Annotated in this window: 11 protein-coding genes; 2 read left to right on the plus strand and 9 right to left on the minus strand. The window is 44.6% G+C overall.

Going from position 1 to position 10,166, the window contains the following annotated elements:
- Positions 1-225: 225 nt before the first annotated feature.
- Positions 226-876 (minus strand): response regulator transcription factor, encoded by a 651-nt coding sequence (locus tag GV030_RS03745; RefSeq protein ID WP_159579943.1) that lies wholly within the window; start codon positions 874-876, stop codon positions 226-228.
- Positions 877-1,052: 176 nt separating this feature from the next.
- On the minus strand, positions 1,053-1,892 hold the full coding sequence (locus GV030_RS03750) for a S1 RNA-binding domain-containing protein (RefSeq protein WP_159579945.1): 840 nt from the start codon (positions 1,890-1,892) through the stop codon (positions 1,053-1,055).
- Between the two features lie 80 nt (positions 1,893-1,972).
- Between GV030_RS03750 and GV030_RS03755 the strand changes: the two genes are divergently transcribed.
- Positions 1,973-2,410, plus strand: coding sequence for a peptidylprolyl isomerase (locus tag GV030_RS03755; RefSeq protein WP_159579947.1), 438 nt, complete (start codon positions 1,973-1,975; stop codon positions 2,408-2,410).
- Between the two features lie 49 nt (positions 2,411-2,459).
- On the opposite strand, the gene GV030_RS03760 is transcribed toward GV030_RS03755, so the two are convergent.
- The 5 genes from GV030_RS03760 to GV030_RS03780 form a co-directional block, all read right to left on the minus strand.
- The gene (locus GV030_RS03760; protein ID WP_159579949.1) at positions 2,460-3,671 is read right to left on the minus strand and encodes a hypothetical protein; all 1,212 of its coding nucleotides are present in this window, start codon (positions 3,669-3,671) and stop codon (positions 2,460-2,462) included.
- Positions 3,668-4,672 (minus strand): HlyD family secretion protein, encoded by a 1,005-nt coding sequence (locus tag GV030_RS03765; protein ID WP_159579951.1) that lies wholly within the window; start codon positions 4,670-4,672, stop codon positions 3,668-3,670. The genes GV030_RS03760 and GV030_RS03765 overlap by 4 nt, the downstream gene beginning before the upstream one ends.
- 5 nt (positions 4,673-4,677) lie before the next feature.
- A complete protein-coding gene (locus GV030_RS03770) occupies positions 4,678-5,358 on the minus strand; it encodes a DUF4956 domain-containing protein (RefSeq protein WP_159579953.1) in 681 nt (226 codons plus the stop codon).
- A gap of 307 nt (positions 5,359-5,665) precedes the next feature.
- Positions 5,666-6,670: a carboxylesterase gene (locus GV030_RS03775; protein WP_159579955.1), complete on the minus strand. Its 1,005-nt coding sequence runs from the start codon at positions 6,668-6,670 to the stop codon at positions 5,666-5,668.
- 34 nt (positions 6,671-6,704) lie between these two features.
- Entirely contained in the window at positions 6,705-7,115 is a 411-nt protein-coding gene (locus tag GV030_RS03780; RefSeq protein WP_159579957.1) for a ubiquinol-cytochrome c reductase iron-sulfur subunit, read from the minus strand.
- A 180-nt stretch (positions 7,116-7,295) separates the two neighbouring features.
- On the opposite strand from GV030_RS03780, the gene typA reads away from it, so the two are divergent.
- Positions 7,296-9,074, plus strand: a complete 1,779-nt coding sequence (gene typA, locus GV030_RS03785) for a translational GTPase TypA (protein ID WP_159579959.1) — start codon at positions 7,296-7,298, stop codon at positions 9,072-9,074.
- A gap of 76 nt (positions 9,075-9,150) precedes the next feature.
- Here typA and GV030_RS03790 read toward each other — a convergent pair whose 3' ends face one another.
- Both GV030_RS03790 and GV030_RS03795 read right to left on the minus strand, forming a co-directional pair.
- On the minus strand, positions 9,151-9,633 hold the full coding sequence (locus tag GV030_RS03790) for a DUF6495 family protein (RefSeq protein WP_159579961.1): 483 nt from the start codon (positions 9,631-9,633) through the stop codon (positions 9,151-9,153).
- Positions 9,633-10,058 carry a VOC family protein gene (locus GV030_RS03795; RefSeq protein WP_159579963.1) on the minus strand — a complete coding sequence of 142 codons (426 nt, stop codon included), beginning with the start codon at positions 10,056-10,058 and terminating at the stop codon, positions 9,633-9,635. The genes GV030_RS03790 and GV030_RS03795 overlap by 1 nt, the downstream gene beginning before the upstream one ends.
- Positions 10,059-10,166 lie beyond the last annotated feature (108 nt).

Below are 10,166 nucleotides of genomic sequence, written 5' to 3' on the forward strand. Positions count from 1 at the left end.
AAATCACAAGTCTCTTCCGAAACCTTCAAACTACTCAGCATCATATCCACCTCATAGGGATTCGATGATATGAGAATTATTTCCGTATTCCGTATAAGATCATGTGGATTTGCCATCTTTCTAATTGCTGATGATACAAATCTATCCGGACTCAAAAAGAGATATTAGAGTGTTAACCTGATTATTGAAAAATAGGTGAATTACCTATATGAGTTAAGAAGAGGCTCAAACGATGCCTTTCTCGATGGCGTATATGGCCAGGCCGGCCATGGTCTTGCAACCTGTCTTTTCGAGGATGTTACGTTTATGTGCTTCCACGGTTCTTACGCTAATAAAGAGCATATCCGCAATCACCTGATTGGAATGCTCCTCCATAATCAACCTTACGATCTCCTTTTCACGTTTCGTAAGAGATACCTCCAGTGAAATACGCTGCAAGGCAGGTTTTTTACCAGACAACTGCCCCATGATGATGTCATATACTTCACGTGTGTAGTAGTTTTCGCCACCACTTATGGTTTTGATGGCCTTGAGTATTTCCTCTTTTGGGCTATTCTTTAGCACATACCCCTTGGCACCCAGACTTATCATCTTCTTAATTTGAGAGACTTCATTGATCATGGAAACTACCAGGACATCCTGTTTGATTTGTCGATCCTGAAGGGCCGTCATAAACTCCACCCCATTCATATCTGGCATGGCCATATCGGTGATAATCAGATCAAAATCTTTCTCTTCAAGTTTTTGGAGGGCTTCCTGTCCATTATTGGCTTCATCCAGAATCTCTATTTCTTCATTTGTAGAAAAGTATTGCCGGATGGCGTCCCTGATCATGGGATGATCATCTACCAAAAGGATCCTAATCTTGTTTTTCATGTGGCGGTGACTCTATATATCAACGATCCTGCGATTTCATGGGTACAATTTTGTCACCAATCAAACGCGATTTCACAGACATTCGATCCTAATAAACTCCTTATACCTCCATAATGTTTTATTATTTTGAAACAACAGAGTTATAAGGAAGTACTAAGAAAACAGAAGAGTCGGATCTATTTCAGGGTAATTCCCTTGTCATCAAGGGTCACGAGTCGTTGTCTGTAGAGGGTACCAATAGCCTTTTTGAAATTCTTTTTGCTCATTTGAAGAAGTCGCTTGATTTCGTCAGGATCACTCTTATCATGAAGTGGCAGAAAACCTTCGTTCTTCTTTAGTACCTCAAAAACTTTCTCAGCATTGGGTTCAATGCTTTCGTGGCCAGTACGCTCCAGCACCAGATCTATCTTATTGTCAGGCCTTATTTGCTTCACAAAAGCCGACGTGGTATCTCCCGGCTGGATATCCTTAAAGATTTGGTTCTTATAAACCAGGCCCTTGTATTTACCATTCACAATGCACTGAAAGCCCAGATCAGTATCATTGCCCACCAATATCTGCACTTCTTCACCCTCTTCCAGTTCGATCGTATTTTGCTCCACAAACTTGTTGAGGTGTGTAGAACCAACAAGGCGATCGGTCACATTGTCCAGGTACATGTAGACCAAATAAGATTTGCCTACATCCATACGTTCCAATTGCTCTTTGAAGGGAACCAACAGGTCCTTTTCCAACCCCCAGTCCATAAAAGTACCGAAGGAAGTGGCATCCTTTACTTTTAAATAAGCAAACTCTCCCCGCATGATGTGAGGGGTCAAGGTGGTAGCAATCAATCGGTCCTCAGAGTCTGTATAGATAAAAACATCTATATAATCCCCTATTTCAAGACCTTCGGGAATGTACTTATTGGGCAATAATATTTCTTCAACACTGTCCCCGAGGTATAGCCCTTGTTCTGTGGACTTTAAAACTTCAAGCTTATTGATTCTGCCTATTTCGACTAATGGTAACGACATTATGGACCTTATTAAGCCACAAAGGTATTCTATTTACTGAGCCTCTGTTACCTTTGCGGGGTTCATAAATAACAATACCAATGAAAAAAGCAGAAATACATACCAAAAAGGGTGTGATGAAAATCAATTTCTTCGAGCAAGACGCTCCTAAAGCCGTGGCTAACTTTATCTCTTTAGCAGAGAAGGGGTTTTATGACGGATTGACATTTCATCGCGTGATACCTGATTTCGTGATCCAGGGTGGTTGCCCAAAAGGAACCGGAGCAGGTGGCCCCGGATATACCATAGATTGTGAATTGGACGGTGACAATCAGTATCACGACCGTGGAGTGCTTTCGATGGCGCACGCAGGCAGGAATACAGGGGGTTCACAGTTTTTCATCTGTCATAGCCGAAAAAACACCGCACACCTGGATAGAAATCACACAGTGTTCGGAAAGGTGGTTGAAGGGTTGGAAGTAATTGATGCCATCAGAGAAGATGATGTGATGGAGAAAGTGGTCATCACTGAAGCGTAAAAATGGAATTTCTGATTGGTGAATGGCGTATTCACCAATCAGGATTGTCCTACTTCAACTCAAATGACACCTCATCTGCCGATAAATAATTGATCAGTGGCGACTCAGCCAGCTTACCCTTGAGATGCAATAGTCGGATATAGTTCATCCGAATGGCTGATTCATAGTTCAGGGTCTTTTCACGAATAAAGTATTCAAGCTCCGACAATTTGATGTAAGTATCCAGATCACCCGAGATCGCACTGTTCAGCTGCCGGTATTCATTCAATTTCTGCGATCGTTTAGCCAGCAGCATCAACTGCAAATAAGAGGTTTCCATCTCTGAGATCATAAAATCCACCCGCTCCTTCTCCATGCTCACAGATGTCTCCAATTCTACCTCATCGTCTATCAACGCCAACTTCTTGCGCTCCAGTTGTGGCTTGTCCGAATTAAAAATAGGGATGGTCAAACCCATCTGAAACCCAAGGTGATCGGCGGGTGCGTCTCCCCTGTCAAGATCATATTCGCCTTGAATGAAGCCGATGTTGCTGAAAGCTTCTGCCTGATCAATTTTCAGCAGCTGCTCCTTCTGAGCCAAAGAGCGCAGCGCCCGGTCATGCAGCATTCCATTAGACCATTCTATCTCCCTGGTGCGCTGCCAGATAGTGTCAATCGGGATCACATCAAAGCTTCCCCACTCCAAGTTCCGCACGCCCGAGGAGGAAACAGACGACATGACCAATTCAATTTTGTGATCAAGGCCGATGCTTTCAAGCCCCAGTTTGGTGAGCGACTCCTCTACGTCAATCAGGTCATTTAGCGACCCCTGGGCTCCTAGCAGGAGATTCGATTGCTTCTGGAGCTCATTTTCCCGACTTTCCAACAGGTTCTTTTTTCTGGAGAGAAAAGCATGCTCCAATAGTATTTCATATCGTCGCAACATGACATTGTTAATAACTTCCAGTCGCTCTGCGCCCAACTGCCTATCCATCAAACGTTTATAATCTCTGTTGGCTTTGATCTCCAGTGGATTGATAAGGCCCAGGCGCATCCTATACTCTTCTACCCCAATCTGTGAACCAGAGGAACGCACCCTGAAATCCAAATCTCGCAACCATGGAGAGCCAAATTTATGATCAGAGAGGAAGTCCTCCGTCATTTGTACGATCATGTACTCCCCATCAGTGATTGGGGCACTGAGGTACTCTAATTGGCCCTGTCCCTGACTGGTCAATGCGCTGGTCAATGCCAGGCCGATCATCAAAATCCATTTTTTCATTGCGTGGTAGACATCTGAGGATATACAAAAACCTTCTCCCCGTTCAGAAAGCTATTGTCCGTAGGGATGCTGATGAAGATCTCCTGTCCGTAACTCACTGTGTTGGCCGTTGGTGACTGAATTTTACCAGGATATGCCGTAATCCGCGCACCCAGCTCCTTCACATACCCGGTAATGCTATATAGCCTATTTTCAGAAACCACCTTCACCGTATCTCCTGGCTTTACCATAGAGGTAAAACGTTCGTTGATATATGCTTTGATGATGGAAGGGTGAGACTCATAAATGGACAAAAGGGTTTTGAAAGCCGGCACGAGTTCATCCAAATGTACATCCAGCGTGCCCACGATGCCCTGAAACTTAGCCACCCTCACGAGGGTGTTTCGCTCGTCATAAAGGGCCTGAAGCTCTTTTTCGATCAGCTCAATCTCCTTTTTCTGGATTTCCAATTGCTCGTTTAATTGCAACTGCTGACGTTGGATCTCCTGGGCGTAGAATCGCTTCAAGTCAGATATTTCTGTTTCAATGGCCTTTAGCTGAATGATTTTCAATGAGTCTGCTGTGGTGGAAAGCATTCCTCCGGACAACTGCTGGCGGATTCGCGTTTGTTGGTTGAGCTCTGTCTGCAATTCGCTTCTTTCGGAGATTAGCCTGTTGATCTTCCCTTCTCTTTCTATAGTAAGAAGCTCTTTCTTGCTCAGGTAGTCCTGATTGGCCTGGACTATACCTGAAACCACGCGCTCCTGCTCGTTGGTTTTCCTTTCGATATCCAGGTTAAGGTCCGGTCTGGAAACCACCACCAGAGTGTCTCCCACGTTGACCTCCTGGCCCGGAATGACGTAGATTCTTTCTATAATGACCGGCTTCTGATAACTCACGGCAGTCACCTGCGACTCCACCACTGCCACCAACGCCTCTGTTCTGCTTTTATACCTTAAGGAAATGACCGCAAGGGAGACACCCAATACAACCCAGATCAATACAAATAATTTTTTACTCATGAAACTTAAAGTTGTTCGGGGATTGGTTTCTTAATGATCCGCACATCGGAAATTCCCTCCAGGGATTGGAGGTATTCAAAAATCTCCAGAATATGGCTTTCGTCCTCCAGGAAGATCAGGTATTCATAGCGGTTGTTCAACTCGGTGCGCTTCCTCAGTTCCAATTCGTCGAATGACTTGCTCCTGGCAATCAGATATGCCTTGACTTCCTGAATCAACTCATGATCAGAAGACTGGCAAATCACCTCAAACTTGTGACTCATCTTCCCCCCAGCAGGTGACCAGTATAAAAGTATGGCCGTAATGCAGAAAATGATGGTACCCGCAATGGCCACGGCATACCCATGTACACCGGATGCAATCCCAACGGAAAGCGCTGCAAAAATGAAAATAACATTTCTGGGATTTTGAATATTGGTGCGAAAACGAATAATGGCCACAGCCCCGATAATTCCAAACCCCACAGCAAGGTTATTACCCACAGCCATCATGATCATAGAAGTGACAAGTGCACTCAAAACCATCGCCTGAAAAAAGCTTTTGGAATAGAACTCATCACCATTGGTGAAACGATAAATATAGGCAATGGAAGTACTGAGTACCAGGGCGAGTAAGAGGGAAAAAATGGCCACCTCGAATGAAGGATAGTCATAATATTGATTGCCTTCAAGGAACTTGTCAAACATTTAATTTGGTAAAAATTTAATTTGAGTTAATAAAACGGTAATATAAGACAATATTGAAGTAATCTGAAAATGAGATTAAGCACCACATGAAATGAATCATTTTCGCATGTTGTTCACCAATGCGCTGCACTCCCATAAGTAAAAACCCAATGAAGATTTCCCGACTATTCCAAGTCATTGATGAGACCATAACGCCCATTTGATGCCCTGATTGTAACGAATGAAAATAATCATTCTGGCCAGAGTAGTGAGCCCGGAAAAATGGAACGCTGGAATTGATTTTAACCTGTTCCCTTTGGCAATGCAATTATCGAATGCCGGTCAGCTTCAGAATCTGCTCCGCAAACCGAGCAGTAGAGTCCTGTACATTCTGTACACTTCTACCTTTCAGGGGATTGGCAATTACGTGCTCTCCGGCATCAGGAAAAGGCACCACCATCTTTTGAGTCTCAGAGGTAGCTGTCTGCAAGACAAACGACCGAATCGCATCTGTGGAGATGGTTCCATCCTGCTCCGCCTCGTTTTTATAATAATAACCAAGAAAATAAGGCTGAGTGATCTTCTCAAAGACTTCTGTGGTCATGGTTTGGTCCAGCAGCGACTGCAATGCGATAAGCCCCTCGGTTCGATACGTTCTGGTCCAATATTTTTGCCCGTCACCGCCCTCTTCCGGAGCGTTAGGGTTCCAGTAAGGGCCCACTACCTGCTGAATGATCTGTCTGCCCCAGGGGCCCGTCACGAGTTTAGCTGTTGGGTCTTTTAAGGCAATGTTTGGTGAATACATAATCAAAGCATCTATCAGCTCCTTATTTTCACCTGCCAGATAGATAGCCAGAGTGCTACCGGTACTACATGACATCACAATGACGTCCTCTCCAATGAGTTGGCCAATGGCAATGGCTTCCTTTGCATCTCTGATCAGGTCATTGGGCTGAAGGTCAGCAAAGGACTCTACGCTATTGCGCCCGTGACCCGCGAGCAAAGGGAGGTAAATGTTAAACCCAAATTGTCGTGCAAAATCTAAATGTGTTGGGTTGGACTCCATTGGGCTGGCGGAGAAGCCATGTAAATAGACCACACTGTATCTCGTTTTCCTGATACTGTCTGCCCATACAATTCTTGATGCATTATCTGCCTTCAGGTCAGGAATGTCCAGATCTTTCGCCTTCACATAGCGATCCAGACTATCCAGCGAGATATTCATCAGCTTGATATTTGGGCCTTCTAACTCATCAAACTGAGGCCTGGGACCAAGGAGATAGACGAGAAAAAGGATCAGGGGAAGGATCAGAATTTTCAGCAAGCGTTTCATACATCTGCGGGATTATCTACGCAAGATAAGTTACCTATCCCAATGTGAGTATATCACCATCTCTCGCTACTGATATTCTGGAAAGCGGACGTGAAGCTGGCCCGTTGGTGACATTGCCTGAGGTGTCGAACCTGGAGCCATGACAGCCACATAAGAATTCACCACTAAAGCTCCAGTCTGTAGAGCAGCCTTCGTGTGTACAAACACTGGAAAAGGCACTGATCGTGCCACCCACGTTCACGAGCAAGATCTTTTGGGTAGGATGCAGCACCCATCCTCCGGGAGACTTGAGGCTGGAAAATGGTGAGGTATTCAGATCAATAGTGGTTTTAGATGTATTGCCAGGCGTTGGTTCATCATCAGATGAGCAACTTTCAAGTGTCAAACCAAAACTAGCCAGAACGGTCACTAAACTGGCTTTCTTTATAAATGCCCTTTTATCCATATCTAAATATAGTGAGTTGGAGACTTAGTTTTAGAACAAGTGAGCCAAAAGAATCACCTTATCCCATGCCTCAAATTCTATCCTAAGATTCGTGCTTCGCGAAAGATTAACGAATTCTTTTTACCGAACTCACATATTTGAGGGTAATACCTATTATTTTTGCGCTCTTTTAGACAACGCATGACAAATATTAGAAATATCGCCATCATCGCACACGTTGACCATGGCAAAACCACATTGGTAGACAAGATCATTTACGCAGCTCAAGCCAATGACTCGAAAAGATCTCAGGATAACAATGAACTAATCCTGGATTCCAATGACCTGGAAAGGGAACGTGGGATCACGATTCTTTCGAAAAACGTATCCATCAATTACAAAGGAACTAAAATCAACATTATTGACACTCCTGGTCACGCCGACTTTGGCGGTGAGGTAGAGCGTGTTTTGAGTATGGCTGATGGTGTGCTTTTGCTTGTCGATGCTTTTGAAGGAGCTATGCCACAAACTCGATTTGTATTGGGCAAAGCTTTAGGGCTGGGACTGAAACCTATCGTGGTGGTGAACAAAGTGGATAAGGAAAACTGTCGTCCTGATGAGGTGCATGAGGAAGTATTCGACCTGATGTTCAACCTGGATGCTACGGAGGACCAGCTGGACTTCCCTACCCTTTATGGTTCTTCCAAACATGGCTGGATGAGTCATGACTGGAAAAACCCTACAGACAACCTGGAGCCATTACTGGATACTATCCTTAAAGAAATTCCAGCCCCTGAGCAAAAAGAAGGTGTACTGAGGATGAAAATCACTTCCCTTGATTTTTCTGCTTTCACAGGCCGAATTGCCATCGGAAGAATCCATCAAGGATCAATCAAAGTGGGACAAAGCTTAGGACTCACTAAGAGTGACGACACCATCAAAAGGGTAAGAATCAAAGAACTTCATGTATTTGAAGGACTCGGCAAGCGAAGCGTTGAAGAAGTTGGATGTGGAGATATTTGCGCTGTGACCGGTATTGAAAGCTTTGACATTGGAGATACCATCACGGATTTTGACAATCCAGAACCCCTGGAGCGTGTAGGTGTGGATGAGCCAACGATGAACATGCTCTTCACCATCAACAACTCTCCTTTCTTCGGGAAAGAGGGCAAGTTTGTGACCTCAAGGCACTTGAGAGACAGACTGATGAAAGAAATAGAGAAAAACCTGGCTTTGAGGGTAGAATCTACAGACAGTGAGGATAAATTCCTGGTGTATGGTAGAGGCGTACTTCACTTGTCAGTACTCATAGAAACCATGCGACGTGAAGGCTACGAGCTTCAGGTGGGTCAGCCTCAGGTAATCTATAAAGAAATAGACGGCCAGAAGCATGAGCCTATCGAGCATTTGGTAATAGATGTTCCGGAGGATGTTTCAGGTAAAGCCATCGAGTTGGTAACCAAGAGAAAAGGTGAATTAACCATCATGGAACCTAAAGGTGACATTCAACACCTTGAATTCAATATCCCTGCACGTGGTTTGATCGGACTGAGAAATCAGGTACTGACAGCTACTGCCGGAGAAGCTGTGATGACGCACAGGTTCAATGGATATGAGCCTTACAAAGGTGAAATCCCAGAGCGTTTGAATGGTTCACTGGTCTCTATGGAGACAGGTCCTGGTACTGCATATGCGATTGATAAGTTGCAAGACAGAGGCATATTCTTTGTGGCTCCTGGTGACGAATTGTATGTGGGTCAGGTAATCGGAGAGCACTCACGTGCCAATGATCTGGCGGTGAATGTGCAGAAAGGAAAGCAGTTAACCAACATGAGAAAATCCGGTACGGATGCAAGTATGAAAATTGCTCCGCCGAAGAAATTCTCATTGGAAGAAGCTCTTGAATACATCAACAAAGATGAATATGTGGAAGTAACTCCTTTGTCTTTGAGAATGAGAAAGATCAACTTCAAGCCATAAGGCACTTCAAAAAGATTGATATAAAACAAAAGGGCGTTCAAATGAACGCCCTTTTTATTTGCACCCCTCTGAGTGTCTATTTGTTCATGGCCATTGCCAGGGCTTTAAATATCTGTCCGTCAGAAATGGAACACCCTGCCTGGATCATCTCGAAAAGCTCCAGTTCTCTTGTCTTAGCATAGCGCTTTTCGGTGGAGTAGACCTTTACTCCCTTTGGTGGTTCTTGCGCAGCTGTCTTCAGGTACTTTTTCTCGGTAAAGTTCACCTCGGGGTTTTCACTCATCATTCCCACCAAAATGATCTTTTCTTCCAGGCATTGAAACGATTTCAGGTCAGATTTTTCCCTGAATTCCAGAAACTTCACCTTCCTCATTACCCCTTCGAATACTACATCACTGAATAGGACTATGATGTCCTCGGCTTTCTCCTTTTCCTCTTCTTTGATCTTTACCCAATCGTCGGCAGTTATGCCATTCACAATCAGGTAATCAACAAACTCCTTCTCGAGCCCGGCCAGCTCATCTTTTGTAAGTGCTCTATACTTTGGATTTACAGGCATTATTTGGCAAAAATCTGGTTCATATCTTTGAATGCTTTAAACTCAAGGGCGTTTCCCGAAGGGTCTCTGAAAAACATGGTCGCCTGCTCTCCTACTTCACCCTGAAACCGAACATACGGCTCGATGACAAACACCACTCCCTTGGACTTTAGCCTGGCCGCCAGCTCTTCCCAGTCTTTCATTGCCAGAACCACACCAAAGTGGGGAACTGGCACATCATGACCATCCACCGGATTGTGGTGCACTTCCTGACTCACCCTTTTAGGTTGCAGATGAATCACAAACTGGTGCCCAAACAAATCAAAATCCACCCAGTGATCTGAACTGCGCCCTTCTGGACACCCAAGGGTATCCCGATAGAAGGCACGAGTCTCATTGAGGTCATCAACGGGTACTGCCAGGTGAAAAGGTGTGAGTGAGGCCATTGGTTTAATTTAGTTTGCAAAACTAACCCTCACCTTTCAAATGCCTAATTCTCAGCTTATATTTCTACCAGGTCGCTTATCACAAATGTGATGGGGATGGAACTGCTC

Source organism: Marinoscillum sp. 108, assembly GCF_902506655.1.
Lineage (GTDB): Bacteria > Bacteroidota > Bacteroidia > Cytophagales > Cyclobacteriaceae > Marinoscillum > Marinoscillum luteum.

Coding starts and splice junctions, on each gene's coding strand:
- GV030_RS03745 (WP_159579943.1), bottom strand. CDS start 876: ATGAAAAACAAGATTAGGATCCTTTTGGTAGATGATCATCCCATGATC.
- GV030_RS03750 (WP_159579945.1), bottom strand. CDS start 1,892: ATGTCGTTACCATTAGTCGAAATAGGCAGAATCAATAAGCTTGAAGTT.
- GV030_RS03755 (WP_159579947.1), top strand. CDS start 1,973: ATGAAAAAAGCAGAAATACATACCAAAAAGGGTGTGATGAAAATCAAT.
- GV030_RS03760 (WP_159579949.1), bottom strand. CDS start 3,671: ATGAAAAAATGGATTTTGATGATCGGCCTGGCATTGACCAGCGCATTG.
- GV030_RS03765 (WP_159579951.1), bottom strand. CDS start 4,672: ATGAGTAAAAAATTATTTGTATTGATCTGGGTTGTATTGGGTGTCTCC.
- GV030_RS03770 (WP_159579953.1), bottom strand. CDS start 5,358: ATGTTTGACAAGTTCCTTGAAGGCAATCAATATTATGACTATCCTTCA.
- GV030_RS03775 (WP_159579955.1), bottom strand. CDS start 6,670: ATGAAACGCTTGCTGAAAATTCTGATCCTTCCCCTGATCCTTTTTCTC.
- GV030_RS03780 (WP_159579957.1), bottom strand. CDS start 7,115: ATGGATAAAAGGGCATTTATAAAGAAAGCCAGTTTAGTGACCGTTCTG.
- typA (WP_159579959.1), top strand. CDS start 7,296: ATGACAAATATTAGAAATATCGCCATCATCGCACACGTTGACCATGGC.
- GV030_RS03790 (WP_159579961.1), bottom strand. CDS start 9,633: ATGCCTGTAAATCCAAAGTATAGAGCACTTACAAAAGATGAGCTGGCC.
- GV030_RS03795 (WP_159579963.1), bottom strand. CDS start 10,058: ATGGCCTCACTCACACCTTTTCACCTGGCAGTACCCGTTGATGACCTC.